At 45.8% G+C, this 26,903-nt stretch carries 21 protein-coding genes; 6 read left to right on the top strand and 15 right to left on the bottom strand.

The genetic code is table 11. The features are described from left to right. Window positions 1-41: 41 nt before the first annotated feature. The 4 genes from DW182_RS16680 to DW182_RS16695 form a co-directional block, all read right to left on the bottom strand. Window positions 42-1,277: an efflux RND transporter periplasmic adaptor subunit gene (locus tag DW182_RS16680; RefSeq protein ID WP_118296233.1), complete on the bottom strand. Its 1,236-nt coding sequence runs from the start codon at window positions 1,275-1,277 to the stop codon at window positions 42-44. Between the two features lie 74 nt (window positions 1,278-1,351). Next, window positions 1,352-1,765: a DUF6769 family protein gene (locus DW182_RS16685; protein WP_021967327.1), complete on the bottom strand. Its 414-nt coding sequence runs from the start codon at window positions 1,763-1,765 to the stop codon at window positions 1,352-1,354. 61 nt (window positions 1,766-1,826) lie between these two features. Next, the gene (locus tag DW182_RS16690) at window positions 1,827-3,215 is read right to left on the bottom strand and encodes an FAD-dependent oxidoreductase (protein WP_118296234.1); all 1,389 of its coding nucleotides are present in this window, start codon (window positions 3,213-3,215) and stop codon (window positions 1,827-1,829) included. A 77-nt stretch (window positions 3,216-3,292) separates the two neighbouring features. After that, window positions 3,293-4,927: an ABC-F family ATP-binding cassette domain-containing protein gene (locus DW182_RS16695; RefSeq protein ID WP_007667901.1), complete on the bottom strand. Its 1,635-nt coding sequence runs from the start codon at window positions 4,925-4,927 to the stop codon at window positions 3,293-3,295. A 162-nt stretch (window positions 4,928-5,089) separates the two neighbouring features. Here DW182_RS16695 and DW182_RS16700 point away from each other — a divergent pair, with 162 nt between their 5' ends. Continuing rightward, window positions 5,090-5,491, top strand: a complete 402-nt coding sequence (locus DW182_RS16700) for a response regulator (RefSeq protein ID WP_118296235.1) — start codon at window positions 5,090-5,092, stop codon at window positions 5,489-5,491. A 160-nt stretch (window positions 5,492-5,651) separates the two neighbouring features. On the opposite strand, the gene DW182_RS16705 is transcribed toward DW182_RS16700, so the two are convergent. Then, window positions 5,652-6,485, bottom strand: a complete 834-nt coding sequence (locus tag DW182_RS16705; RefSeq protein ID WP_118296236.1) for a hypothetical protein — start codon at window positions 6,483-6,485, stop codon at window positions 5,652-5,654. A 310-nt stretch (window positions 6,486-6,795) separates the two neighbouring features. Here DW182_RS16705 and DW182_RS16710 point away from each other — a divergent pair, with 310 nt between their 5' ends. Beyond that, window positions 6,796-8,247 (top strand): CCA tRNA nucleotidyltransferase, encoded by a 1,452-nt coding sequence (locus tag DW182_RS16710; protein WP_115503589.1) that lies wholly within the window; start codon window positions 6,796-6,798, stop codon window positions 8,245-8,247. Between the two features lie 67 nt (window positions 8,248-8,314). Here the strand turns inward: DW182_RS16710 and DW182_RS16715 are convergent, their stop codons facing one another. Beyond that, a complete protein-coding gene (locus DW182_RS16715; RefSeq protein ID WP_118296251.1) occupies window positions 8,315-10,564 on the bottom strand; it encodes an inorganic phosphate transporter in 2,250 nt (749 codons plus the stop codon). An 84-nt stretch (window positions 10,565-10,648) separates the two neighbouring features. Continuing rightward, complete coding sequence (locus DW182_RS16720) at window positions 10,649-12,718, bottom strand: RNA degradosome polyphosphate kinase (protein ID WP_118216589.1); 2,070 nt, start codon at window positions 12,716-12,718, stop codon at window positions 10,649-10,651. A gap of 57 nt (window positions 12,719-12,775) precedes the next feature. On the opposite strand from DW182_RS16720, the gene DW182_RS16725 reads away from it, so the two are divergent. The 3 genes from DW182_RS16725 to rfbB all read left to right on the top strand — a co-directional run bounded on the left by DW182_RS16725 (window position 12,776) and on the right by rfbB (window position 15,464). Further along, window positions 12,776-13,267 (top strand): metallophosphoesterase, encoded by a 492-nt coding sequence (locus tag DW182_RS16725; RefSeq protein WP_118296237.1) that lies wholly within the window; start codon window positions 12,776-12,778, stop codon window positions 13,265-13,267. A 148-nt stretch (window positions 13,268-13,415) separates the two neighbouring features. Next, on the top strand, window positions 13,416-14,288 hold the full coding sequence (gene rfbA / locus DW182_RS16730; RefSeq protein WP_115503592.1) for a glucose-1-phosphate thymidylyltransferase RfbA: 873 nt from the start codon (window positions 13,416-13,418) through the stop codon (window positions 14,286-14,288). Window positions 14,289-14,324: 36 nt separating this feature from the next. Then, window positions 14,325-15,464, top strand: coding sequence for a dTDP-glucose 4,6-dehydratase (gene rfbB / locus DW182_RS16735; protein ID WP_118296238.1), 1,140 nt, complete (start codon window positions 14,325-14,327; stop codon window positions 15,462-15,464). A 62-nt stretch (window positions 15,465-15,526) separates the two neighbouring features. On the opposite strand, the gene menA is transcribed toward rfbB, so the two are convergent. Then, window positions 15,527-16,438: a 1,4-dihydroxy-2-naphthoate octaprenyltransferase gene (gene menA, locus DW182_RS16740; protein WP_118296239.1), complete on the bottom strand. Its 912-nt coding sequence runs from the start codon at window positions 16,436-16,438 to the stop codon at window positions 15,527-15,529. A gap of 107 nt (window positions 16,439-16,545) precedes the next feature. Between menA and DW182_RS16745 the strand changes: the two genes are divergently transcribed. Continuing rightward, window positions 16,546-17,454 (top strand): metallophosphoesterase, encoded by a 909-nt coding sequence (locus tag DW182_RS16745; protein WP_007667870.1) that lies wholly within the window; start codon window positions 16,546-16,548, stop codon window positions 17,452-17,454. 28 nt (window positions 17,455-17,482) lie between these two features. On the opposite strand, the gene DW182_RS16750 is transcribed toward DW182_RS16745, so the two are convergent. From DW182_RS16750 to DW182_RS16780, 7 genes are all read right to left on the bottom strand, one after another. Then, window positions 17,483-20,452: a PEP/pyruvate-binding domain-containing protein gene (locus DW182_RS16750; RefSeq protein WP_117692377.1), complete on the bottom strand. Its 2,970-nt coding sequence runs from the start codon at window positions 20,450-20,452 to the stop codon at window positions 17,483-17,485. Window positions 20,453-20,652: 200 nt separating this feature from the next. After that, a complete protein-coding gene (locus tag DW182_RS16755; protein ID WP_158580813.1) occupies window positions 20,653-22,083 on the bottom strand; it encodes a carboxypeptidase regulatory-like domain-containing protein in 1,431 nt (476 codons plus the stop codon). A gap of 69 nt (window positions 22,084-22,152) precedes the next feature. Continuing rightward, window positions 22,153-22,830, bottom strand: a complete 678-nt coding sequence (locus DW182_RS16760; protein ID WP_370449825.1) for a YjbH domain-containing protein — start codon at window positions 22,828-22,830, stop codon at window positions 22,153-22,155. Continuing rightward, on the bottom strand, window positions 22,827-23,684 hold the full coding sequence (locus DW182_RS16765; RefSeq protein ID WP_233564176.1) for a YjbH domain-containing protein: 858 nt from the start codon (window positions 23,682-23,684) through the stop codon (window positions 22,827-22,829). Before DW182_RS16765 ends, DW182_RS16760 begins: the two co-directional genes overlap by 4 nt. A gap of 34 nt (window positions 23,685-23,718) precedes the next feature. Further along, window positions 23,719-24,792 (bottom strand): DUF1972 domain-containing protein, encoded by a 1,074-nt coding sequence (locus tag DW182_RS16770; protein WP_118296242.1) that lies wholly within the window; start codon window positions 24,790-24,792, stop codon window positions 23,719-23,721. Window positions 24,793-24,946: 154 nt separating this feature from the next. After that, a complete protein-coding gene (locus tag DW182_RS16775; RefSeq protein ID WP_118296243.1) occupies window positions 24,947-26,275 on the bottom strand; it encodes an ATP-binding protein in 1,329 nt (442 codons plus the stop codon). A gap of 291 nt (window positions 26,276-26,566) precedes the next feature. After that, window positions 26,567-26,833: an IS3 family transposase gene (locus DW182_RS16780; protein WP_255421301.1), complete on the bottom strand. Its 267-nt coding sequence runs from the start codon at window positions 26,831-26,833 to the stop codon at window positions 26,567-26,569. Window positions 26,834-26,903: the final 70 nt, after the last annotated feature.

Here is a 26,903-nt window from a genome sequence, read left to right on the forward strand (position 1 = left end):
TGCTTTATCACTCTATAACTTCATCACTTACCACTGTTTTTTTAGTGTTCGTGACTGTGTGCCGGTATTGCATTTGTAGCGCTTGCCAGTTTCACTTGATAAGCTCCTTCGGTTACCACGCGGTCTCCTGCTTTTACACCTGAGAGAATCTGTACGCTTTCACCGTTATCGGCTCCAAGAGTCACGAGTTGTTTCTTATATCCTTCTTCATCCAGTTGCAGGTAGACAAAGAAACTGCCTTGTTCTTCAGTCAATGCTGAATGGGGTAGGGATATTACATTTTCTATAGGGGAAGACAATAAGAAGATTTCTACAAAGGAACCGGGGATGATATCACCTTTGTTGTCAAACTCAAAGGTTACAGGTACATAATATCCACCGTCTCCACCCGAGGCTTTGCCATAAGAGAGAAGACGTCCGTCTAAGTCTTTCAATGCGTATACCTTATTATTATAAGGAGTACAGAAGTTAGCAGAACCAATAGTACGAAGATATTGGTAATATTTCTCTGAAACGTCAGCACGCAAGAATAATTTGCGGTTTTGCGTAATGCTGACTAACGGTTGTCCCACCGCTACGTAATCGCCTTCTTTCACTAACAGGCTTTTTACATATCCACTGATGGGGGAAACCACGGCTTGCCCGCTTGCCGAACTGTTTTTGGCTACGGCTTCGTAGCTGATACGTGCATTCTCATACGCTTGTTCAGCCTGAGCGAAATCCTTTTCAGAAACAATCTTATTTCCTACGAGGGCTTTCATACGCTCGTATTCTTTCTTGGAAACTTCATAGGCGATGCGCGCCCGTTCTACCGGATCACCATCCGCCATATTTTTAGAAGACAATATAACCAGCGGTGCTCCTTTACTGACACTCATGCCTTCAATAATCTTTCCGCGGAAAGATACCACGCCTGCTACGGTTGCTACAGCAACACTCTCATCTCCCTGTGCTGCCATTACCTGGCCGCTGGTTTTTATAACTTGATGGAAAATTCCCGGTTCTACAACATTGGATTTTACTCCGGCAGCCTGCGCCTTTGCGGGGGGCAGAATGATTTCGTCGCTATGTCCGGCTGCTGCTACTTCACCGTGGTCATGTCCATCGTGGTCGTCACCTTCGTGATTGTGGTCTTCGCCCTCATGATCATGCTCGCAACCTTCGTGCTCATGCTTTTCTGTTTCATGATTATGACCTTCGTGTCCGTCGCCGGATTTACTATTGCAGGAACCCAATAGGAATAGACCCATGACTCCCATAAAAAGAATTTTTTTCATGATGATATTTTTATGTTCTTACTTTTATCAGTGTGCAAAATTAGAGATAAAAGCCTGCAATAAAGTTGCAGACTTTACGATAAAGTAAGAACACACGGAGGTGCGCGAAGTCCTGTGGCACGTGTAAGATACGTGCCATGAAGTGATTCCTGGTATATGCAGTCCTGTCTTTGCCCGCTTTCTTCGGGTAGGACTAATAATCGGAGGAGTGGTTCGGAAAACAATGTAATAACCAGCGGAAAGTCCGGATGTGCCCATCCATTGTCCGAGCTGGGAGTTTGCTGGAAGAAGTGAGTCGTTACACATCCCGTATCGCAACAGCAATGTTCGTTATCCGAGTTGTGTTGTTGTCCGCAACAATCGGGGGCTATATCATTCTTCATGCATATCAACCCGTTGTTGTGGTGGTGATGAGGAATAACCGGCACTACCAGCATGACCATGCTGATGAACATTAGGAAAAATGTTATATACCGTTTCTTCTGCATCTTAATTTTCTAATTGCGGACAAAGATAGAGGTTAACGGCTTAATTACCAAATGTTAGTTATTAAAAAGCCTTGAATAATCCATTTAAACCTTCACTCATACTGGGATGGGTGAATATAAAGCTACGTAAAGCTGAAGATTTCTGTCCGGTCTTTATGGCAAACGCTACCAGATTAATAAGTTCCGGTGCATTCACACAAAAGAGGGAACAGCCCAGAATTTTCTCTGTATCCGTATTTACGATAGCTTTCAACATGCCATCCATATTCTGCAAAGTACGCGCACGCGGAATAGCTGAGGCTGGCAAACGTGATATCTTGATAGGATAACCTCGTTTCACAGCATCTTCCTCTGTCAGACCGATATGTGCCATCGGAGGATCTGTGAAGATGGCGTAAGGCACAGGATTGCGGTCGTTGATAGATCGTTCCTTATTACCGAATAAATGATTCAGGATAATGCGGGAGTCATCGATGGAAAGGTAATCATACATTTCTCCGCCTCTCACATCCCCCAAAGCCCAGATATGTGGTACAGTAGTGCGTAATTGTTCATTTACAATTATTGCTCCCTGTGCGTTGACTTGTACTCTGGCTTTTTCCAGATGCAGATCATCTATCATCGGTTTACGGCCTGTTGCAATGAGCAGGGCATCTCCTTCCAGAAAATAAGGTGTATCGTCCGAGGCATCCGTATAGGCAGCTGTGATACCGTCTGCTGTATCATGCAATGACTGCACGCGGGCATTCAGGCGTATCTCTATATTTTTCCTTTTTAAACTTTCCTGCATGTATTCGGCAATCTCCCGGTCTGCTTTTGGCAGGAAACGTTTACCGGCTTCCAGAATAGTGACCTTACTGCCGAATCCGGCATACATGGTTGCGAATTCCAGTCCGATGGCACCACTGCCTATGATTAGTAAATGTTGGGGAAGAACATCTGCATGGAGTAATGTTTCACTGGTATATACATATTTACTATCTCTTAATCCGTCTAGATCCGGCAGGATAGGTATAGAACCGGTATTGATAAATATTTCTTTTCCTTCCAGTTCGAAAGATTTTTCATCCTTTCCGGATGCAAGAGTTACTTTCACCGTATCTTCGCATACAAAAGAAGCGGTTCCGTCATACAATGTGATATTAGGGTTGCCTGTCAGACTCTCGACATTCTTTTCCCGTAGGTACATGACCAACTTATCTTTGCGTTTCAGGGCAAGAGAATATAACTTGGACTGTTTTTCATAATCATTCTGGTAGATACGCTCAGCAAATTCTGCTTCGTGTATCATGGTTTTGGTAGGGATGCATCCTACGTTTATACAAGTTCCACCGTACATTTCAGGGGAACGTTCTATAACCGCCACTTTCCAGTTGCGGTTGGCTAATTCGGCTGCCAGTAATTTTCCACCTTTGCCAAATCCTATTATTATTGCGTCATATCGTTTCATTATTCTCGTAGTTAAAGGTTTATGGAAATAAAACACTATGACGCAAGAAAAGTTGCTGAAGCCCTGTTAAGGAACGTTTACCTTTCCAGTTCGCGGAGCGACTCCATTTTCTTCTTTTCCAGGAATTCGTAGATACCGCTCAGGTGTTCTTTCACTTGTTTATTACCGAATTCATAGACCTTGGTAACCAGCCCGTCCAAGAAGTCACGGTCGTGGCTTACAACGATCAGTGTACCATCAAAATCCAGCAGAGCCTGCTTCAGGATATCTTTAGTTTTCATGTCCAGGTGGTTTGTCGGCTCATCCAGAATCAGCAGGTTCACCGGTTCCAGCAGCAACTTAATCATAGCAAGCCGGGTGCGTTCTCCACCGGAAAGCACTTTTACCTTTTTCATGGATTGTTCAGGGCCGCCAAACATAAAAGCACCCAGCAAGTCGCGTATCTTGTTACGTATTTCACCTTTTGCCACATCGTCAATCGTTTGGAATACCGTAAGGTTCTCATCCAACATAGACGCTTGGTTCTGTGCGAAATAGCCGATCTGTACATTGTGTCCTAGTGTCAGTGTACCGTCGTGCTCAATCTCTTTCATGATACACTTCACCAGCGTAGACTTACCCTCACCGTTTTTACCGACAAAGGCTAATTTGTCTCCTCGTTCCACAGTCAGCGTAGCATTCTTGAATACTACATGGTCACCATAGGTTTTGCCCACGTTTTCCATGATTACAGGATAGTTACCTGAGCGTGGTGATGGCGGGAACTTCAGCCGCAATGCCGAAGTATCTTCCTCATCCACTTCCAGGATTTCCAGTTTCTCCAGCATCTTTACGCGGCTTTGCACTTGCAGAGTTTTGGAATAAGTGCCTTTGAAGCGTTCGATGAAGTCTTTGGTTTCGGCTATGAACTTCTGTTGTTCGTCATACGCCTTTTGCTGTTGTTCGCGACGTTCTTTGCGGAGTTCCAGATATTTGGAGTAATTTACTTTATAGTCATAAATCCGTCCCATTGTCACCTCAATAGTACGGGTAGTGATGTTATCCACAAATTTACGGTCGTGGCTGATGACGATGACAGCCTTACCATTATTGATGAGGAAATCTTCCAGCCACTGGATACTTTCAATATCGAGGTGATTGGTAGGCTCATCCAGCAACAACACATCTGGTTTCTGCAGCAGCAACTTGGCAAGTTCGATGCGCATACGCCATCCACCGCTGAAGTCACTGGTCTGACGGTCAAAGTCTTCGCGTGTGAAGCCGAGTCCTAACAAAGCTTTTTCCACATCTTCCTCATAGTTGGTGGAGTCGATGGAGTAGAATTTCTCACTCAGGGCAGAAACCGTTTCGATTAGTTCCATATAACTGTCGCTTTCATAATCGGTACGTGTTTCCAACTCCTTGTTGAGGCGTTCTATCTCTGCTTCCATTTCATGCAGATGCGAGAAAGCCTGTGCTGTTTCCTGAAATACAGTCCGTCCGTCTTCCGTCATCAGGTGCTGTGGCAGATAAGCGATTACACTGTCTTTGGGTGCTGAAATCTTACCCCGGGTAGGTTGGCGTACTCCTGCCAGAATTTTCAGTAAGGTACTTTTCCCCGCTCCGTTCTTTCCCATCAGGGCGATGCGGTCTTTTTCATTAATAACGAAGGAGATATCACTGAATAAGGTGGTGCCGCCAAATTCTACGGCCAGTCCGTCTATTGAAATCATACTCTATTTTTAAATTGAGGCGCAAAGATAGTACAAACTAGGAATAGAATAAAATGAACCCGTCCATTTTTTATGTTGGGATGCAGTTTATCTTTGGTCAAAAGATAATGCATTTATATTATTTTTAGTATCTTTGCCTCGTATAAACAAAACACCTTGGTCATGGAAACAGTGAATTTATCGGAAGATTACCGTCCGCTCATACTGGTAGCGGAAGACGATGATAGCAACTTTAAATTGATAAAAGCTATTATTGGCAAGAAATGCGAGATATTGTGGGCAAAGAACGGTGAAGAGATGGTTGGTCTGTTCAAAGAGAACCGTGGAAAGACAGCTGCTATCCTTATGGATATCAAAATGCCTATTATGAATGGTCTGGAAGCGACAAAGATTATCCGCGAAGAAGAGAAAGAACTTCCTATCATTATGCAGACTGCCTATGCTTTTACGGCTGACCGTGAAAATGCAATGGCTGCCGGTGCTTCGGAAGTATTGGTGAAACCCATTACGTTGAGCGCATTGCGTACTTGCCTGAGCAAGTTCCTGCCGCAATTGCAGTGGTAACAGAATTTTCATAGCATAAATTATACTATAATGAGCGCGGGATGACTTCATAATGTAGTTGTCCCGCGCTCATTATTTTATGCCTTCACCTTGTGCGATAAATATGTTTCAGCCAATATTCAAATTAATCACTATTGTTACTTTGTTATCGTCTACGTGTTTATTTTCCTTGTTCTGTTTCTTCTCTTTCCTGCATCTTTCGTTTCACGAATTCTACCTTCAAGTTCGCCTCTTCCATCTCTTTTTTTATCTGAGTGATGGATGAAAGTATCTGTGCCAGTTCATAAACCCCTGCCAATGCCTGGCGGTCTATCGGAGACATAGTAGTGGAGTAGGAGCGTTCGCCTTGATAGTTCACTTTGATATTCTTGTCCTTATTCAAGTAAAGGAATCCTATTACATTACCATCTTCTCCCATTTTGAAGTCCGCCTTTTCTATTTTTTCTCCCAAATCGGTGGTTTCATAACCATCTTTGGAAGCAGGTGTCTCAGCAAAACTGCCATCAGGGGCGACCACTTTTACGCCTACATGGTGAATATTGCTGGGACCGCAATAAATGGAAGTCATGCTCATTTGCCCGGTTTCATTCACTTGGAAACGTAGATAGGAACGATGCAGATTTTTCTCTATAACTTGTGAAGGGTGCAAATAGTTACCTATTTGTTGATATTCGGCATCTTTTTCAAGTGTGAATTTACCCTTCAGGGCATCCAGTTCTCCTTGTTTTTGTTGAAGCAGGCTATCCAGGTAAACAAGTGTTTTTTCTTGCTCCTTCAGTTCCACTTGTTGCATCAATCCGATGCCCTCCCGGCGGGTTTCAAAAGCTTTGGGATATAGTATTTTAATGCTATCTATCTGCATCTTTGCTTCGCTAAAGTCTCCCCGTTCGAAGGCTGCGCGGGCTGTTTGCAGTTTCTCACCTGCTTTCTTCTCTACATTTTCACAAGATAAGAGCGTGCAGCAGAGGCACGCAAGAAGCGTCACTTTCTTCATAATTACTGTTGTTCTGTTAGTGAGGACAAAATTAGAAATAATATCCGTATCTTTGCACTCTGAAAATAGATAAATAGTATTTTAGTTTTCCGGAGATATCGGAAATTTAGAACAATCTGATACCCGGGCCGTACCAACTCCGTATCAAGCCCGTACCAACTCCATACCAAGTCCAAGTGTATAGACATGGAGTAACTACGGAGATGATAGGGATCAGATAAGAATGGAGAGAGGAGAGGCCGGGAATATAGACCAAAAACAGTGCTACTTTCTCCAATGAAAACTAAATAATTATTTTAAAAAGTATAGTATGATAGAATTGACGGCAGAAGAACTGAAACAGCATTTCAGCGACGATATATTCAAACGGATATCCGAGACAGCAGATGAATTGGGATTGGAATGTTATGTAGTCGGCGGATATGTGCGCGATATTTTCCTGCAACGCCCTTCTAAGGATATTGATGTTGTAGTAGTAGGTAGTGGTATAGAGATGGCCGAAGCGCTGGGTAAACGCTTGGGACGTGGAGCACACGTAGCCCTGTTTAAGAATTTTGGTACCGCACAAGTAAAATACCGTGGTATAGAAGTGGAGTTTGTTGGTGCACGTAAGGAGTCTTATCAGCGCGACTCCCGTAAGCCCATCGTTGAAGACGGTACATTGGAAGACGATCAGAATCGGCGGGATTTTACTATCAATGCATTGGCTGTCTGCCTGAATCAGAGCCGGTTCGGAGAATTGGTAGACCCTTTCGGTGGTATAGAAGATCTGAAAGAAAAAACAATCCGTACTCCTCTTGACCCGGATATTACATTTAGTGACGACCCATTGCGCATGATGCGGTGCATCCGTTTTGCCACTCAGCTGAACTTTTATATTGATGATACTACATTTGAGTCTTTGTGCCGCAACTGTGGGCGTATATCCATTATCTCCAAGGAGCGTATTGCCGATGAACTTAATAAGATAATACTTTCTCCGATTCCCTCTAAAGGGTTTATAGATTTGGACCGTTCCGGTTTGTTGTCCCTGATTTTTCCGGAACTGGCTGCCCTTCAAGGTGTGGAAACACGTAATGGGCGGGCACATAAGGACAATTTCTATCACACATTGGAAGTACTCGATAACATCAGTCGTAAAACGGATAATCTTTGGTTACGGTGGGCTGCACTGCTGCATGATATAGCCAAACCCGCCACTAAACGTTGGGAGCCTCGTGCGGGCTGGACTTTCCATAATCATAATTTTATTGGTGAGAAGATGGTTCCTGAGATTTTCCGGAAGATGAAGCTGCCGATGAATGAGAAGATGAAGTATGTACAGAAGTTGGTGAGTCTGCATATGCGCCCTATTGTGATAGCGGATGATGTGGTAACCGATTCTGCTGTCCGCCGTCTTCTTTTTGAAGCCGGAGATGATATTGATGATTTGATGACATTGTGTGAAGCTGATATCACTTCTAAAAATATGGAGCGTAAGCAGCGATTCCTGAATAACTTCCAGTTGGTACGCCAGAAGTTGAAAGACCTTGAAGAGCGTGACCGAGTCCGCAATTTCCAACCGCCTGTCAGTGGAGAAGAGATTATGGAAACTTTCAATCTGGAACCCTGCCGGGAAGTGGGGGCTTTGAAAAGTGCCATTAAAGATGCCATTCTGGATGGGGTGATTCCCAATGAATACGAAGCGGCACGGGCTTTTATGATGAAACGGGCAGCAAAAATGGGAATCAGCTACAAGTTACGAGCTACGAGTGACGAGTAGTTGCGCAGTTACTCGCTCTCTCCTGTCACCGCGCAGTTACTCGTCACTCGTAGTTTGTCACTCGTAGCTACTCCCCATCTGTCAGTTGGAACTTACGGCTTACCTTCATCAGGTTAATAGTGTAAGTAACAACATTTTGTGCTTCCTGTATCATTGTCAGATATACCATGCTGACTTTGATACTGCCGGATTGAGTTTGGATGCGTTGTAATTCTTCCCGTTTCAGGTGCGACAGCTGTCCGTTCAGATCATTCGCTTTCCGAAGTTCATTTTCAAAATCCTCATAATCATTGTTCTCCATCTTATGGCGGCAGATCTGTAGTAAGTAAACGATATCTTCCGTTACATCAGAGAATTCACCTTTCTGGATGGTATCCAATGGCTTGAAATTATTGTCGATGTGTTCCAGACAGGGTTCGCAGAGGCGTCCGATACTGTAAACCAGTTCGCTGGCAAAATCATTGCCCTGATAAAAGTAAAGACCTTTTTCTAATACGGTGTTATTGTCTAAACGGCACATCGCAAGAGTACCTGTACGTTTCATTTGTTTAATGAGTTGTTTCTCAAATTTTACCGATCCCATGGCACGACGCAGGCCGCGCAGGTTCTCATGCAAGAAAGCAGTAACCGTGCGTTCGAAGTTCTCTTCTGTGAACTCCAATATCTTAACCAGTTCTTCGCGGGTATGCTTGCGCAGCAAATCCAGGATTTCTGTATTGTTATTACTCTGCATCAGCTGTTTGATGGTCTCATTACCCTTTTCTTTGGCTTTGCGTTTCTTGTACATTACCTGGCTGCGGATCAGTGTGAATATTGCCAGGCCGATCAGTGCTATGATAGCAAACGTGCCTCCGAAATGGATAACCATAGCTACAAAGAAACAGATGGTGAATGCCGCACCGGCAGTGATGAACCAGCCACCGATTACACTGAGTACTCCTGTTATACGGAATACGGCAGAGTCACGTCCCCAGGCCCGGTCGGCAAGTGAGGTACCCATGGCAACCATGAATGTTACGTAAGTGGTGGAAAGAGGAAGTTTCAATGAAGTACCTAAAGCAATGAGCAGGCCGGCCAGTACCAGATTTACCGAAGCGCGAACCAAGTCGAAAGCTGCACCATCGGCAATGATGGCCTCGTCTTTACGGAAGCGGGTATCGAGCCAGCGTTTCGTGCCTTCGGGCATTACTTTGGATATTCCGTTGGATAATGTCATACTGAAGCGTACCAGTGTACGGGCGATAGGGGTACTTCCGAAGTTTTCTTCCCCTTCATCCTGACGGGCAAGGTCGACGGAGGTTTTGATTACATTGTGCGCTTTTTTAGAAGTACAAAGGGCATATACCATGATGACACCTGCTCCAAAGAGGAAATACCACGGTGTCTTGGCCGGGCCGAGGAGTGAAGTCATCAGAAAACCGTCCGGCGAACTGCCTGCTCCGTTGGTGGTAAAGTCTATGAAAGAGGAATAACCGGCTAAGGGTACACCTATAAAGTTTACGAGGTCATTGCCGGCAAAGGCGAGTGCCAGTGCGAAAGTACCCAGCAGCACCACTACTTTGAATACATTTACTTTGAGCCAGTGCAACACCTGCATGAGTATCGTGAAGAAAATGAAACAGCTACCGATCAGCATTGCCGTGTTATCCTGTATCCACTGTTTGTTGTCAGCAGTCATGAATGAACTGTCTTTCAACCCCTTTATCAGCATAAAGTAGATGATGGATGTAACAGCAATACCTCCGAAGATACCAATGCTGTATTTCATCCTCTTTTTGTAGTTGAAAGTGAATATTACACGTGCCAGCCATTGTACCAGCATACCGAAGAAGAAAGCAATGGCGACGGAGACGAAGATGGCCATAATGACGGATAGGGCTTTGTCTGTGTTGATGAGATCACCAAGCCCCAGTGTGTCGCTACTGTTTACTTTGATGAGCGCCAGGGCGAATGTTCCTCCGAGTAGCTCGAATACCATAGACACGGTAGTGGAAGTAGGCATACCCATTGTGTTGAAGACATCCAGTAAGACTACGTCCGTTAGCATCACGGCAAGTAGGATACACATGATTTCGGCAAAATAAAAGTGCTGTGGCTGATAGATGCCGTGCCGTGCAATATCCATCATGCCGTTGGACAATGCTGCACCGATGAATACGCCTATACCGGCGATAAACAATACGGTTTTGAAAGATGCAGCCTTTGCGCCGACTGACGATTGGAGAAAATTGACTGCATCATTACTGACGCCCACGATGAGGTCGAACACCGCAAGGACGAACAGGAAGATGACAATGCATAGATAAATAGTTTCCATAATGATGTATTTTATTTCTGGCTGCAAAGGAACGGAAACCGTGTTGCAGCGAGGTGTCATACATATTACAGAAATGTTACAAAACTATTCAATCTTCTCTTTCAGGTATTCATAAAAGGTATACTGCGAACGTACTTTTTCTTTCAGCGGATGGGCCGATTTCCAGCAGTTATGCAAATTTTCATCCACAAAACAGGCTTTGCGCTTGTCTGAAAGCTGGATGGAGAGCATGTCTATCAGTTCTTGCTTGGCATCGGGGTCCAGTATAGGGGTCACGGCTTCAATGCGGCGGTACAGGTTACGCCGCATCCAGTCCGGTGAACCGAGGAAGAGCTTCGGATTGCCACCATTACCAAAGTACCATATACGGGCATGTTCCAGAAATGTATCCACAATACGTGTTACACGAATGTTACGACTGTATTTCTGTCCCGGTATCAGGCAGCAAATGCCGCGTACGATCAGGTCTATTTCCACACCGGCCTGTGAGGCCTCATACAGGCGGTCTATCATGGTGGGGTCCTGTAGCGCGTTCATTTTAAGAATGATCCGGCCTTTCTTACCCTTCCTTGCCAGTTCCATTTCATGATCGATGAGGCGGTTCAGTTCCGGTATCAGGTTGAAGCGTGCCACCAGTAACCGGTGGAATACAGGATTCTCTTTCCCCCGTAAGGTGCGGAACAGATTGTGAAGGTCGTTGACGATGATGGGATTGCAGGTGAAGAGTCCGCTGTCGGCATACAGTGTGGCGGTCTTTTCATTGAAATTCCCGGTGCTGATATACGCATAGCTGGTCAGTTTTTTATCCTCTTTGTCACGGCGCAAGACGAGGGCAACTTTGGCATGTACTTTTAATTTGGGTATACTATATATAATATTGATACCCGATGCTTTCATCATTTCGGCGGTGGCAAGGTTATTTTCTTCATCGAAGCGGGCTTTCAGTTCCACGAAGACTGTGACTTTCTTCCCATTCTGGGCGGCAGCTATCAGGGTGTTGATAACAGCGGAGTTTTCCGCCACCCGGTATTGGGTTACCATGATTTCGCGTACGGTAGGTTCGTGCACCGCCTCGTACAGGAAGTGGATGAAGTGCTCGAAAGAGTGGTAAGGGTAATGCAATAACAGATCCTTCTTCTCTACATATTGAAAAATGGACTCCCGTTCGTTGAGGCATGTCAGCTTCATCGGTTGCGGTTTCCGGATGGGATGGATATTCGGATTCGGATTGGGCAGATGTCGTAAGTCTTCCAGATTCAGGTGCTTATCCCCTGGAACCAGTTCGCGGCGGTCGATATGGAAAGCATCTATCAGGTAGTCGAGGAAGTCCTGCGGCATGGCACGGTCGTACACAAAACGGCAGACATCTCCTATCTTGCGCTTTTTCACCTTGGTCTTCACCTGTTCTATGATTTCGGAAGTATTGGCGGCATCGTCTATCAGTATATCCGCATCGCGCGAAATCTTGATACAATAACTGCTGTCCACATCATAACCAGGAAAGATCACATCCAGATTGGCCTTGATGATATCTTCGATGAACATCAGGTAATAGTTGTTCCCCACTTTGGGTAGTTCGATGAAACGGGGTACTTTGCTGTAAGGTTGCTTCATCACGAAGTACTGCGTACGTCCGGGAGCACCGGGCGGCAATCCTTTCAGGTGAAGGCGGACGGCCAGATACAGGCGGTTGTCTCGCAGGAAGGAGATAACCTTATCTTTGGAAACAGGTACGGGCTGCAGGAAAGGGAAGATTTCTTCCCGGAAAAAACGTCGTACAAAGTCACGATGAAACGGTTCTACGTTGCGGCTCTGATAAAAGATGATATGGTTTTTCTTCAGGGCAGGAAGTATTTTCTGTTCATAGATGCGGATACGGTCCTCCATCTGGCGGTTTACTTCAAGATTGATTGCGTCTACCAGTTCGATGGTCGATTGTACTGTTTCCTCGTCACTTTGTGCGGCACCGGTAGCTATTGCCTTATGGTCGGCAACGCGTATTTTGTAGAATTCCTCCAAGTTGGAAGAATAAATGGATATAAAGTTAATGCGTTCGTATAGTGGAAGAGTATCATCTTCCGCTTCCAGCAGGACACGGTAGTTGAATGACAGCCAACTGATGTCCCGTTTAAAATATTGATATTGGTTTTCCATGGTTTCATCAAGATTTGCCCAAATATAGTTACCTTTGCACAGATAAACAAAAGAAAGATGACAAAAGTTGGTTTATTATCCGATACACACGGCTATTGGGATGAAAAATATCTGCAATATTTTGAGACGTGTGATGAAATCTGGCATGCCGGTGACATCGGTTCGCTGGAGGTGGCCCGGAAGCTGGAGACATTCCGTCCTTTCCGTGCCGTGTATGGTAACATCGACGGGCAAGACATCCGTCAGGTCTATCCGCAAATCAACCGCTTCACGGTCGATGGTGCCGAGGTCTTGATAAAGCATATCGGCGGTTATCCCGGCAATTATGATCCCTCCATACGAGGCAGTATCTTGGTGCATCCGCCTAAGCTTTTCATCAGCGGACACTCCCATATACTAAAGGTAAAGTATGACAAAACACTTGATATGCTGCACATCAATCCTGGTGCTGCAGGTATCTCCGGATTCCATAAAGTACGTACCATGGTGCGCTTTATTGTGGATAACGGAGTGTTCAAGGACCTTGAAGTGATAGAATTGGCAGGGTGAGAAAGCTCCTAAAAATAATTTAAATTATTTTGTACTGCATTCCGTTTGCATTATCTTTGTAGCCTGAATAGATCACCGAGAGCCGTGGGGCGTTGTCCTCCTTCTTATTTTATTCTATATTTGTATCAACCGAAAAAAGAACTGAAATATGAAAGGAATTATTCTTGCCGGTGGTAGCGCCACCCGTCTTTACCCCTTATCTAAGGCTATTTCCAAGCAGATTATGCCGGTTTATGACAAGCCAATGATTTATTATCCGCTTTCCACGCTTATGTTGGCGGGGATACGCGAAGTGCTGATTATCTCCACTCCACGTGACTTGCCCATGTTTCGCGAATTGCTGGGTACGGGTGAAGAGCTTGGAATGTCTTTTTCTTATAAGATACAAGAGCAGCCTAACGGATTGGCTCAGGCTTTCGTGTTGGGGGCCGAGTTTCTGAACGGTGAGCCGGGATGTCTCATTCTGGGTGATAACATGTTCTACGGACAGGGCTTTTCTGCCATGCTGAAACGTGCTGCCTCTATTGAAAAAGGTGCGTGTATCTTCGGTTATTATGTGAAGGATCCGCGTGCTTATGGTGTGGTGGAGTTTGATGCCGACGGAAAAGCGATTTCCCTCGAAGAGAAACCTGCACAGCCCAAGAGCAACTATGCAGTGCCCGGTCTGTATTTCTACGACTCTACCGTTACTGCCAAAGCTGCTGCCCTGAAACCTTCCGCCCGTGGCGAATATGAAATCACGGACCTGAACCGGCTGTATCTGGACGAGGGCACGTTAAAAGTAGAAATCTTCGGTCGTGGTTTCGCATGGCTCGATACCGGAAACTGCGACAGTTTGCTGGAAGCAAGCAACTTTGTGGCTACCATACAGAACCGTCAAGGTTTCCGCGTCAGCTGCATCGAAGAGATAGCTTGGCGCAAGGGTTGGATAGATGCCGACCAGCTTTACCGTCTTGGTGAACAACTTGGCAAAACAGAATATGGCACCTACCTGATGGAACTTGCCAATTCACACCGCTGAGAATATCATAAATCATAAATTATAAATCATAAATAAATGAAGACTTATCTTGTAACCGGTGCTGCCGGATTTATCGGCGCCAACTATATCAAGTACATCCTGGCAAAGCATGATGACGTGCAGCTTGTGATACTTGATGCTTTAACCTATGCCGGAAACCTTGGAACCATCGCTAAAGACATTGATGACGAACGCTGTTTCTTTGTAAAAGGTGACATCTGCGACCGGATACTTGCTGACGAGTTGTTTGCCAAATTTAAATTTGACTATGTGGTGAATTTTGCTGCCGAGAGTCACGTAGACCGCAGTATTGAGAACCCGCAGCTTTTTCTCGTTACTAATATTCTGGGTACGCAGAACCTGCTGGATGCAGCCCGCCGTGCTTGGGTGACGGGTAAGGATGAGAATGGCTATCCTACCTGGCGCAAGGGTGTGCGCTACCATCAGGTGTCTACGGACGAGGTGTACGGTTCGTTGGGTACCGACGGCTACTTCACGGAGCAAACCCCGCTTTGTCCGCATAGCCCGTACAGTGCTTCCAAGACCAGTGCCGACATGGTGGTTATGGCTTACCATGATACCTATAAAATGCCGGTGACCATTACCCGTTGTTCCAATAACTACGGCCCGTATCACTTCCCCGAAAAGTTGATTCCGCTTATCATCAAGAATATTCTGGAAGGAAAGAAACTTCCTGTCTACGGTGACGGCAGCAATGTGCGCGACTGGCTCTATGTAGAAGACCATTGCAAAGCTATCGACCTGGTGGTTCGCGAAGGTGTGGAAGGTGAAGTGTACAACGTAGGTGGCCATAACGAAAAGACCAACCTTGAAATTGTGAAGCTGACCATTGCCACTATCCACCGCCTGATGACGGAGAAACCCGAATATCGCGAAGTCCTGAAGAAGAAGACGAAAGACGAAGATGGTCAGATTGACATCAGCTGGATTAATGAAGACCTGATTACTTTCGTGAAGGATCGTCTCGGTCATGACCAACGTTATGCCATCGACCCGGCAAAGATTACCGCTGCTCTGGGCTGGTATCCCGAAACGAAGTTCGAAGACGGTATCGTGAAGACCATTGAGTGGTATCTGAATAACCAGGCGTGGGTGGAAGAAGTAACCAGCGGCGACTACCAGCACTATTACGAGAAGATGTACGGCAAAAGGTAATAATTTATCTCATGAGACGACCTTAAATAGTCTCATGAGATGAATCCGAATGCCTGCTGCGTTTATGCAGCCAGTGCTACGGCCAGCAGTATGCCCAGGAATAGCATGTTGCGTGAAGTTTCGCCCAGGATACGGTTCAGCCCTTTGCCGCTGCGGATGTTCACCATCTTGCGCCACGTCAGGGCGTGCATGCAGAGGTAGACGCAGGGGGCCCAGATAAACTCGATCAGCGTCAGTCGGCCGGTATTTACAAACCAGAGGCAGAGCAGCGTGGCGGCAATACCCAGCCCTAAATACATATTTTCACCGAACTTCCGGCCATAGCGCACTACCAGTGTACACTTGCCACTCACGGCATCTTGCTCGCGGTCGCGGTAGTTGTTCACCATCAGCAGGGTGTCTATGGCCAGACCGCTGACGAGCGACAGTACCAACACGTCCATATTCAGCGTGTAGGCCTGTACGTAGTAGGTGCCGCAGACGGGCACGAAGCCGAAGAAGACCAGCACCAGCACATCGCCCCAGCCCAGATAGGAGAGCAGCGTGGTGTAGAGAAAGGCAAACAGGATACATACCACTCCCAGCGCCACCAGTTCCCAGCCTCCGTGGGGCAGTTGTCCCCAGACGGTGAAGAGCAGTGCCAGTCCTGCCAGGCACGACAGCAGCAATGCGCAGCCGATGCCAAGTTTCATGGCTCCCGGAGTAATCCAGCCTTCGGCGCAAGCACGTGGCGGACCCAGACGATCTTTACGGTCGGTGCCTTTCTGAAAGTCGAAAAGGTCATTGATGAAATTTGCGGCAATTTGCATGCCGCAGGCGAAGAGGGCGCACAGCAGGGCGGGCAGGGTCTTGAACTCCCCATCGCTGAAAGCCAGGGCACTACCCAGCAGTACGGGGATGATGGCTCCCGTCAAGGTCTTGGGACGGGCGGCGAGAAACCAGGCATAAGGTGAATTCAGTTTAATCTCTTTCATATTTCCGTTTTTAGTTTAGGGTGAATGCTTGTTTACCGATTCTTGCAACAAAGATACTGAAAATGCCTATCTTTGTGTCTGTGTAATGAAGAAAATACTGCTTGTATATGATGAAGAAATTCCTCTATGTGATTCTTGGAGTACTGTTTCTCTCTTCTTGTAGATCGAACCTGTACGTACTTCCTTCTCTGCCGCCGGAGACTTCGGTAGCGGACAGTATCCGACTCGTCGATACAGAAATAACCTCTTCAAAGGCAGGTTCCGGCTACCGGGGCATCAGCCGGGTACGGACGTACAAGTTCAGTCACCCCGATGTGCCTGCTGCTTTCGACGGTTTTCGCATTGCCTTTATTTCTGATTTGCACTACAAAAGTCTTTTCAAGGAGAAAGGTCTGGAGAACCTGGTCCGCTTGCTCAATGACCAGCGGGCAGACGTGCTGCTGGTGGGTGGCGACTTGCATGAGGGATGTGAGTATGTGGCACCTGTCGTCTCCGCCCTGGCGGCGGTGAAAGTGCCGATGGGCACCTACGTGGTGCTGGGCAACAACGATTATGAGGCCTGTTATGCCGACATTGTGCGCCAATTGGAGGCACACAACATTCATTTGCTGGAGCACCGCGTGGATACACTGAAGCGGGACGGGGCGGAGATTCTGATAGCCGGCGTGCGCAATCCTTTTGATCTGCAGAAGAATGGTGTATCTCCTACGCTCGCCCTTTCACCTGATGATTTCGTGATTCTGCTGATGCATACGCCCGACTATGCCGAGGATGTTGCCATAACGAATACCGACCTTGTCCTTGCCGGACATACACACGGTGGGCAGGTGACGCTGTTCGGGCTTTATGCTCCCATTCTTCCTTCGCACTACGGACAGCGGTTTCGTGGCGGATTGAAGCGCAATTCCCAAGGAATACCGATGATCATTACCAATGGTCTGGGGACTTCCAATAAGAATATCCGCATGTTTGCCCCCAGCGAGGTGGTGGTGATAGAACTGAACGTTCATCACTAATCATATCCTCTTTGAATGAGAACAGAAATTATTCTTCGGGCATCAGTACTACTCCCAGCTTCTTCTTGCCATCCATCTTTACTGTTACAGGTTGTTCGAAATGAACGTGCCGCAGGTATTTCGTCTCGTGTACGGCAGGTTGGGCATTCAGGAATTCCTGGTTGTATACACCGTCGTTCATAAATGCATTGATGGTGAAATACCCTACGCCGAAAGATGTTAGGTTCTGGAAGAAATGGGTTCCCTGACTGGGGTCTACACGGTAATTCGTCAGTCCGGCTTCCACAATGACGCGGGCGGCGCTGATGTGCGGCCACTTCACGGGGATGCCGAGCCAAGTGTCACTACTTCCCCAGCGTCCGGGACCGACGAGGACATAGTTTTGCCCTTCGTCCAGGAATTGCTGGTTCAGCTTCTCTATCTCCCAGGCAATCTCCTGATTGTGCGATGCGCTATAGTCATCCGTCTTCACGTAGATGACGTCATAGATATCGTTCATAATGCCATGACCCAGCGAGTTGTTGGAGCGGAGCAAGGTTTTCTCATCCGGTATGGCGGTGAGGTCTTCATCCAGCATTTCTTTGGTGTCTACGATAGGACGTATTTGCAACAAGTAGAAAGTGCCCGATTTATCTTGTTCGCGGCTCATGGTGGCGGCAAACTCTATCTCGACGGGGCGGCGCATTTCCTGCTCACCATACTTCAATACCAGTTGCAGGATGCGTGCCAACGGGAAAACGTCATGTTGCAGGATGTTGGCGAAAGTGATTACCTTGCGTCCACCGGGATACAGACCATCGCGGATAATCTGGTCGTAAGGATCGTAGGTAGAGGCTATATAGTTCAGTGCTCCATCCTTTTCCGCCTCTTTCACGTGCAGTTTCAGCAGGTTGAAGCCATCGTCCATAGAGAAATCGTGTCCGGCATTGCGCAGATCGAGGGCATAGAAACGGGTTTGCGTCTCTTTCAGGGCTATCTCCATTTCACTGGTTTGTAACACTTGATTGGGATGATAAGGAGAGAAGCGGAGCGTCATGCCACCGTCTACGATGTACTTGCCAAGACCGAGGGCGAGGTTTACTGTACCTTCTTCGGCCTTTTCATCACCGATGGGGTAATAGTTGAGCGAACGTGCCACGCCGGACATATTGGGGTAATAACGGTCGCCATATTGGTTGCCGACTACCTCTTGCAGGATGACAGCCATCTTCTCCTGATCGATGACATTGCTTGTGGCCTGCATATACGCCTTGCTGTCGCGGAAATAGACCGAAGCATATACACCTTTGATGGCATCGGACAGCATACGGAGCATTTCGTATTTATCATCCAGATAAGGAATCATATAAGTATTATAGATTCCGGCGAAGGGCTGATAGTGCGAATCTTCGAGTAAGGAAGACGAGCGGATGGCAAGCGGTGATTTCACTACATCGAAGAAAGTGAAGAAGTCTTCCACCAATCGGTCGGGTAGTTTGGCTTTCAGGAAGTAGCGCAGGATTAAGTCGTCATCAGCATCGGAGAGGGCTACCTGATACAGGTTGTTCGTCTCCATGAACTCGTCGAAGACATCGGTACAGAGTACTACTGTCTTAGGGATGGCAACGCGGGCATTATCGAACTCTTCAAATTCGGGATGATGCTTCACCATGTTGTCAATAAAAGCCAGTCCACGGCCTTTGCCTCCCAATGAACCATCACCGATACGGGCAAAGTTGGAGTAACGGTCGAAGCGGTCACGCTTGAACACGGCTACCACACCTTGGTTCTTCATCTTACGGTATTTTACGATGGCTTCGAATATGATCTTGCGGTGGGCATCCACGTCTTGCAGACTGTTCCAAGTGATAGGTTTCAGGAACTCTGCCACCGGGAACATGGCGCGTGAGTAGAGCCAGCGGCTGACGTGGTTACGGCTGATATGGTAGAGGAACGACTCAGCGGGTACGGCAAAGAGGATATTCTGCAATTCTTTCAGGTTCTTTACGCGGGCTATCTCTTCCAGCGTATCGGGATTGCGGAAAATGAAATCGCCGAAACCGAAGTTGTCCGATACGATGCGGCGCAGGTCCACATCCATCTTCTTGGAGTTCTTGTCGATGAAGGCGGCACCGTATTTGGATGCATACAGTGCATTTTCCGATTCGGACGACTGGATGATGAGTGGCACGAACGGATCTTCCTTACGGATAGCTGCGCACAGCTTGATACCTGCCAGTCCGTCCTTTTCGCCACGTTCCACGCGTGGAAAGCGGACATCGGTAATCACTCCTAATATATTATTCTTGTATTTCTCGTAGATACCGATAGCTTCTTCGTATGTACGCGCCAGCACGATCTTCGGACGTCCACGCATACGCAGTGTCCGCTGGTGGGCATTCAATGCTTCGGTACTGAATTCCTGGCTTTGTTTCAGCACGAATTTATAAAGGTTGGGCAAGATAGACGAGTAGAACCGGATACCGTCTTCCACTACCAGAATCACTTGTACACCGACTTCGTTTACATCGTGCTCCAGGTTCATCTTGTCCTCTATCAGTTTGATGATAGACACCAGCAAATCGGTATTTCCCAACCAACAGAAGATATATTCGAAGGGGCTCAAGTCTTCATTGGCAATACGCTTGGTGATGCCGTGACTGAAAGGCGTCAGTATCACCATGGGGATATGTTCATACAGGCTCTTGATGTGGCGTGCTACATCGAAACTGTCGTTATCTCCCGTACCCGGCATGCAGATGATGAGGTCGAACGGTACGGTGGAAAGTTGTGCCAACGCTTCTTCACAGGTGGATACCTGGGTAAAACGTGGAGGATAACGCAGGGAGAGCGATGTGTATTCATTAAATATTTTTTCATCTATGCGCCCGTCGTCTTCCAGCATAAAAGCATCGTATGGGTTGGCTATCAGAAGGACATTGAAAATGCGGCGCGTCATCAGGTTGGCAAACTGCGTATCTTTAAAATAAAGCTGGTTTAATTTAAGCTTGCTGAGCATGGCTTATCACGAATTATTGGTTTGATGGGCAAAAATCGCGCTTTTTCCTGTGAAATGCAAGGGAAACAGAGGGATTCTTTCACCTGAATGTAAGGGAAGGAGATTCCAAAGATCATATATTGTTGTTCATAATGGCGGATATATAAAAGGTGCCCCAATTATTTGGAGCGCCTTTTTATTATACATACAATTGTTGGTCTTTAGTTTGAACCACCTGTATGATCCCTGCTGTAACCTTGAATCTGGATGCTTGCCGCGCCATATTTTTTGGCGGTGACCTTCACAACTTTAACCCCATTGGAAGTAGTTACCTTAAAATTCCAAGTGTAGTTGGTCAGTGCCTGGGATGCAGATACGATACGTATACCTTGACCTACCTGTAAATTCATACCGGTTTTGTAAGTCTTCTCTTCGGTATTAACTTTAGTTGTACCGACACGGTTAGCCACAATGTTTTTAATCATGCGGAAGCTCGTGTCCGACAATCCTTGGGCGCTGCAAGCCGATTTTATATCATTTGTTTCTACTCCTTGCTTCACGGTATAAGGAATTTCCACATTAGTCAGCGTTTTTGAGCCGAGTGTGTTGTCAACGCCTGTTACGGTGAGGTTTTCGCTGGCAGTTGTAATGGTCGGGGCAATCTCCGGGAGTTTTACCGAGTAAGCGGAAAAGTGAGTAACCTGAGTCTTGTAACCGTCATCTGTTAATTTTACTTCCGCTGTTTCTTTTTCCCATAGGTTTGTTTTCGGATTGAGATAATAAAGTGCGGCACCTTCAAAGCTTTCGTCACCCATCGGGTTGGCAACTGTCAAGTCAACAGGAGTAGCAAATTGAAGTCCATCAGGACCGCAAACCACGGTGGCTACAGCAGGTGCCGAAGCCGGTGATTCAGTTGTATTGTCTTCTGCCGAAGCTACATGGGCTACAGGTGCTATCGTAATCGTGAGATCTTCGGGCACGTCTACCACTTTGCCGGTCTCGTCCTTAACGTACATCACGGTCTGGGCGGGAATGGCTACTTCCACTGTTACGGCAGCCTCCGCATCTTCCGCTGCCACTTCGGTCGATGCTTCTACTTTTACTTCTTCTTTCGTCTGGACAATCTGATCCTTGGTTACGTCTGCCAAGTCTTCTTTAGCCTCTTCGGTTGCATTTTCCTGTTGGGTCGCTTCATCGGCAGCCTTTTGGGCTTCTTCGTCGGTTTTAATCTCTACTTTTACCTCTTCGGTCACTTTTTGCTCCACCGCTTTTTTATCCATCACGATGGTGATACTTTCGTTATGCGATTTCTTATCATCGGCAATCACGACTTCCGTACTCGCATCTATTCGTTCGTCGGCAGTGAAAGCCAAGGCGTATGTACCGGCCTTTTCCAGATCCTCAAACACAAACTTACCTTGTGCGTCGGTGCTGGCTTCCAAAGTCTTGTCTCCGAGAGTTGCTGTCACTTTAGCGCCACTGACGGCTTCCTCGGCAGGTGTCAGCACCACGCCGCCAATACTGTGGGTTACGGCTTCTACTACCGGAACCTCTACTTTCTCTTCGTCCTTGTCATGGCAGGATAAGAGTCCTAAAGTTGTTGCTGCTGCAACGAGAGTTAAAACACTCCACTTCTTTAAATTTGAATTCATTTTCATGTCTCCTTTTTTAGTTAATTATTAATTGATTTGATAGACTTTTCGCCTATATTATGATGAATTTTAGAATAAATTCATTTGGAAGCAAACCCCTCCGGAGAAATATTTTCCATCCTGCAAGGAGGTTTGTAGCAATAGATGCTTCCATAGCAGGCAGTCGGCACCCACATTGATATCACCGCCTGTATATTCTGCTATCACCCGAAGGTTCCTTGCAAAAGAGGGCTGATAAGTAATGCCTCCTACAAGTCCGTTCCATTTTCGGTTATAGTCGCGTTTCCACTTTCGGTAGGCGGCATGTATGCCGATTTGGTGATTGTTGATTGGAAAGTGCTTGGTAGCGGCTATGTAGTAATTGCAGAAATATTGGCTCTTCCCGTCACCATTATTACTTTTTCCCTCATTCGCAGGAACATCGGCCTTGTTATTTTTCCCGTTTGTACCATACGGATCGTTGGTTCCTATGGCGATGGCCGGCCAATATTTACCTTCTTTCAGCGGACGCAACTTTAGCGAGAAGTAGCGGTCCTGATAGTAATATCCTGTCTTTTTCTCCCAATTTCCATCAACATCCATTCTCGCTGTTCCCTCTTTATTAATTTCAGCCGAAGGAGTATGAATAAGCCCGGTTGTACCTGTGTATTGCTGGGCAGCAGTTGTCTGGAAAGCAAAAAATATCATGACAAGTAACCATTTTACACGCCTCCCCTTATCCTTCATTTTTAATTCTTCATTTTTCATTTCCCACTACCTCCTTCCTTTTCGGAGAAATCGGCAGGCATCCTGTTCGCTCCCCATTGCAGTGAATTCCGGTTGAAGTTGCCTTCCCGTTCATTTTCTTCCGGATCTGTCCTGTACATTAGCATGGAGTAAGGATCAGCCTGCAGGTTGTAAGTCAACCGGAAATTAGATGCCGGGCGAAAGTTTATTTTTCGCATTTTCCGTTTGTAAGGTGGAATCATCATAACAACCTTGAAGCCGAAATTTTCTTCGCCCCAATCGCTGTATTGGGCATACACCCCTACAGTACAATGTTTGAAGTGTCGCATACATTCCCCCCTCACTCCATAGTCCTCATAAATATACCTTCCTCCTTGCAGGCGAAATTCTGTATTCAGTTTGTTCATATACATCCTTGCGCCTATCCATCCTGTCACCCTCTCCATCTTGCTGCATTCCCAGTCCACAGCCATCGAGCAAAATCCCGTATAGCCTATTTGTGCGTCCACGGCAAGCCAGTGGTTCATCGGGTACATCCACTTCATGTCTATTCCGTATCGTTCCCGGCCAAACAATCCGCCGCTAAACTTGAAGAACTGTTTGCCCCATTGCGCCTCTTTGGACACTACGGCCATGTTCAGCCGTATTCTTTTGTATCGTTCTCCGTAATCATTGTAGATAGGAACATATCCTTCTGCCGCTATCATCCATTGATGCTTGAGATGCCACTTGAAACCCGGAGTCAGGTTTATCAGTAAGTCATACAATTTATTGTTATAATATATATTCCGATAATTGAATTCCACACCGGAAAATATATCTACGTACGATTCTCTTTGTGTTTGGGCGCCACAACTCATGCCGTTGCACATCATTGTGGCTACTCCAATAAGAAATGATAAGATTCTTTTATTCATATAATGCCTCATATTGTTTTGCTATATACTTCCATGTATATCGTCTTTCTGCAATTTCTTTCAGCAGTTCTCCACTTTCCTCTGTTCCGTGCAGTAGCTTCACCAACTGTTCGCAGTTTTGGAAGTAGCAAGCTTCGTTTTCCGTAGTTTCCCGGTTATAGACCACATCGTATGCCAAAATCGGCTTGCCGAAAAACATGGCTTCCACCAATGATGGATTTGTACCTCCGGCACTATGACCATGGATATAGACTCTTGCATTGTTTCTTAATGTGTATAGGACATCAAGAGCATATACAGCGCTCAACATACATATATTCGGATAGTTGGAGTATTTTCTCTGTAACTCTTTTCCGTACGTACTATATTTCCAGTTACCTATAAACACCAGTTTCTGTCCCACTTCCGCAAATGCCTCGAGCGTAATGTGACAATTGTTTTCAGGCTCAATGCGACAAATAGAAACGGCATATTCCTTTTTTATAAGCCCGTATTTTTCTAATATTTCGTTTTGTCTCATCATTGGTACATCCCTTAATACATGATTTCCGCCGTAAGCTATCAGTTCCGAGTGTTTGTGATAGGTACTTGTCACATAGTCCTGAATGCCTTTGTTATCGGTAATCACTACATCCGCATAGCGCACTGCCATTGCCTCGCTTGTCCGCAGAAACCACTTGGCAAATCTGCCCCATTTGGCTCTCCGGTGTTCCAGTCCGTCAATGTTCACTATTAGCCGCTTGCGATACAATAGCCTGAATATGGGTAGGAAAATGCAGCCCGACACGCCTAATATGACTACTGCATCATAGCCTCGCAGACATTTAAGCATCGACAGGATATCGTATGGAGTGCTTTGCGCCCCATTGGCATGGAATAGCGGGACGTATTTCAGTTGTGCTTCCTTGTAGGTTTTCATGTGGGTGGCATAATCCTTACCACTACAAAAAACGGTATAACGGACTTCGGAGCAACAGTTATCACCGATAATGTTCTCCACTAAAGTCTCGAAGCCACCGTATCTTGCAGGCACACCTTGGATGCCTACAATAGCTACTTGTTTCATAAATATAAAAAGGGTATATATTGTATTTTTTCAAATACAATCATTCAGAAAGTACATGCTTTTCAGGGCAGATGCTTAAAAACACCTGCCGGAATTTTGAAGAAAAGTTTTATAATGGCGATAAAAAAAGAACTTGGTGCTGAAAAATGCCGGCTTATTCTTGTAGCACTTTGTTCGATAGCGCATACAGGGGCACTACTTTTACTTTTTCGTAAGAAGAGAAGGGCTCAAGGCTTGTCCTTATCCCATAATCGGAACCTTTTAATTCCATGAACTTATACATGCTTTGCATGCTGCCGGAGTTATTGGCTTTTACTTCTATGGGATATATCTTACCCTTTCTGCTGATTACGTAATCTACTTCAGCTTGTGCATTCCGTTCTGTGCGTTGCCAATAATACAAGTCGGCTTTCTTTAGATAACTGGCATACTTCATCAACTCCAATCCGGCAAAAACTTCCGACATTCCGCCTTTGTTTACAAAATCAGTCTCATTGGTAATGAGAATATCCATAGGTTGAATACCTAATAAAGACTGCATAAGCCCGACGTCCAAGAAGAGGAATTTTCTGAATTTCTCATTGATTTCTGCTCCTAATGGGATGCCGTTGGCAGCAGTATGCGTCACGGGAGTAACCAGCCCGGCGAGTGACAGCAAAGATAGTGCTTCTTTTACCGCTGTTCCGTCAATACCATCGCTCACCTGTGCGTAGACAAACTTCTGTCCGGCTTGCAGAGCTACCGACTTTAATGTTTGCGAAAGTAGCAAAGGTGAGATCCGCGTTTTATATTTCTTGAAATCATCCTGATAGGTATCCAGTATATCATTATGTACAACGAAACATTTATTATAATCGGCAGTCTCCACCCATATTCTCACGGCTTCGGGCATACCGCCCACCAAATAGTAAGAGCGAAGTTGCGATATCATCTCCTCATGTAGTGGTGCAGGAAGCGGATGTTCGCAGTCTGTTTCATTCTGTTTGTAATCAGTTTGCAAACCAAGTCCTTGAGCTTCCAGAAATTCGTCAAAAGAGAAGGGGTACATATACATGGAACGTATCCTTCCTACACCGAATGATGGCAATTCGTTCAGCGTAAATTCCAGCAGAGACCCGGCTGCTGTGACGTGCAGTTCGGGATAATCTTCATAAAAATAGCGCAGTGATGATATGGCGCGTTGCGATTCCTGAATTTCATCTATGAACAGTAGGGTTTCTCCGGGAATAATCGGCGTGTTATAAATGGCACTAAGCTGACTACATAATTTTTTCACATCCAGATTCTCTCCGAACAGTGGCTTTATATTCTTCTGGCGTTCAAGGTTGATCTCAACAAAATATTTAAAGTGTTCCCCTAAATGCCGTATGGCAGATGATTTTCCTACCTGCCTGGCTCCTCTCACCAATAAAGGTTTCCTGTTCGAACTATCTTTCCATTCTTCCAGATATGCATCTATATGTCTCTTAAAATATTGTGCCATACGATTTATTCCTTTCAGTTTCAGTACAAAGATACACTATATTCTGGAAAATCCAAACCGAAATAGATGAATAAGTCCGGAAAATCCAAATCAAAAACAAGTGATAAATCAAGAAAATCCAAATCGAGATTGCAGCGGTTGCAGCAGCTCTATAAAGTAGACACTAAAAATAATCTTTAGTTAATACTATTTTTAAAAATAGTCAATACTACACTTTTCCTTAATTTCTCTTTTGCGAAAGTAGACATTCTCATCTATTTTCACAAGTTTTTCTTTTTAAAAGTAGACACATTATTCAACCTTTTGATTATCAGCATGATTTTTCCTCTTCTGTACAAATTTCGGTAATTCGGATAGTTCTCTCTTAGAAAAAGTGTCTTTTCTGTCTAATTCACCTTTGTAATATCTCTTCCGATAGCCTACGGGAGTATCATACCCAATAGCAAAACAGAGGCGCTGCTTATTGTAGTATTCCATGTAGTTCTCTAAAACAGTTCTTACCTGATCGCGCGAACGACAATTGTCTATTCGGTAGTCTATCATCAGTTCCTCTTTTATCCATCCATTAAGAGCCTTGGAAAATCCAGTGTAAGCTGCCCCCTAAAACCAAGCGATTCTACCCCCTTAA

Source organism: Bacteroides sp. AM16-24 (genome assembly GCF_003471885.1).
GTDB lineage: Bacteria > Bacteroidota > Bacteroidia > Bacteroidales > Bacteroidaceae > Bacteroides.

What these genes read in the sequence shown, in the direction of transcription:
- DW182_RS16680 (WP_118296233.1), bottom strand. Translation starts at nt 1,277, where the DNA reads ATGAAAAAAATTCTTTTTATGGGAGTCATGGGTCTATTCCTATTGGGT.
- DW182_RS16685 (WP_021967327.1), bottom strand. Translation starts at nt 1,765, where the DNA reads ATGCAGAAGAAACGGTATATAACATTTTTCCTAATGTTCATCAGCATG.
- DW182_RS16690 (WP_118296234.1), bottom strand. Translation starts at nt 3,215, where the DNA reads ATGAAACGATATGACGCAATAATAATAGGATTTGGCAAAGGTGGAAAA.
- DW182_RS16695 (WP_007667901.1), bottom strand. Translation starts at nt 4,927, where the DNA reads ATGATTTCAATAGACGGACTGGCCGTAGAATTTGGCGGCACCACCTTA.
- DW182_RS16700 (WP_118296235.1), top strand. Translation starts at nt 5,090, where the DNA reads ATGGAAACAGTGAATTTATCGGAAGATTACCGTCCGCTCATACTGGTA.
- DW182_RS16705 (WP_118296236.1), bottom strand. Translation starts at nt 6,485, where the DNA reads ATGAAGAAAGTGACGCTTCTTGCGTGCCTCTGCTGCACGCTCTTATCT.
- DW182_RS16710 (WP_115503589.1), top strand. Translation starts at nt 6,796, where the DNA reads ATGATAGAATTGACGGCAGAAGAACTGAAACAGCATTTCAGCGACGAT.
- DW182_RS16715 (WP_118296251.1), bottom strand. Translation starts at nt 10,564, where the DNA reads ATGGAAACTATTTATCTATGCATTGTCATCTTCCTGTTCGTCCTTGCG.
- DW182_RS16720 (WP_118216589.1), bottom strand. Translation starts at nt 12,718, where the DNA reads ATGGAAAACCAATATCAATATTTTAAACGGGACATCAGTTGGCTGTCA.
- DW182_RS16725 (WP_118296237.1), top strand. Translation starts at nt 12,776, where the DNA reads ATGACAAAAGTTGGTTTATTATCCGATACACACGGCTATTGGGATGAA.
- rfbA (WP_115503592.1), top strand. Translation starts at nt 13,416, where the DNA reads ATGAAAGGAATTATTCTTGCCGGTGGTAGCGCCACCCGTCTTTACCCC.
- rfbB (WP_118296238.1), top strand. Translation starts at nt 14,325, where the DNA reads ATGAAGACTTATCTTGTAACCGGTGCTGCCGGATTTATCGGCGCCAAC.
- menA (WP_118296239.1), bottom strand. Translation starts at nt 16,438, where the DNA reads ATGAAAGAGATTAAACTGAATTCACCTTATGCCTGGTTTCTCGCCGCC.
- DW182_RS16745 (WP_007667870.1), top strand. Translation starts at nt 16,546, where the DNA reads ATGATGAAGAAATTCCTCTATGTGATTCTTGGAGTACTGTTTCTCTCT.
- DW182_RS16750 (WP_117692377.1), bottom strand. Translation starts at nt 20,452, where the DNA reads ATGCTCAGCAAGCTTAAATTAAACCAGCTTTATTTTAAAGATACGCAG.
- DW182_RS16755 (WP_158580813.1), bottom strand. Translation starts at nt 22,083, where the DNA reads ATGAATTCAAATTTAAAGAAGTGGAGTGTTTTAACTCTCGTTGCAGCA.
- DW182_RS16760 (WP_370449825.1), bottom strand. Translation starts at nt 22,830, where the DNA reads ATGAAAAATGAAGAATTAAAAATGAAGGATAAGGGGAGGCGTGTAAAA.
- DW182_RS16765 (WP_233564176.1), bottom strand. Translation starts at nt 23,684, where the DNA reads ATGATGTGCAACGGCATGAGTTGTGGCGCCCAAACACAAAGAGAATCG.
- DW182_RS16770 (WP_118296242.1), bottom strand. Translation starts at nt 24,792, where the DNA reads ATGAAACAAGTAGCTATTGTAGGCATCCAAGGTGTGCCTGCAAGATAC.
- DW182_RS16775 (WP_118296243.1), bottom strand. Translation starts at nt 26,275, where the DNA reads ATGGCACAATATTTTAAGAGACATATAGATGCATATCTGGAAGAATGG.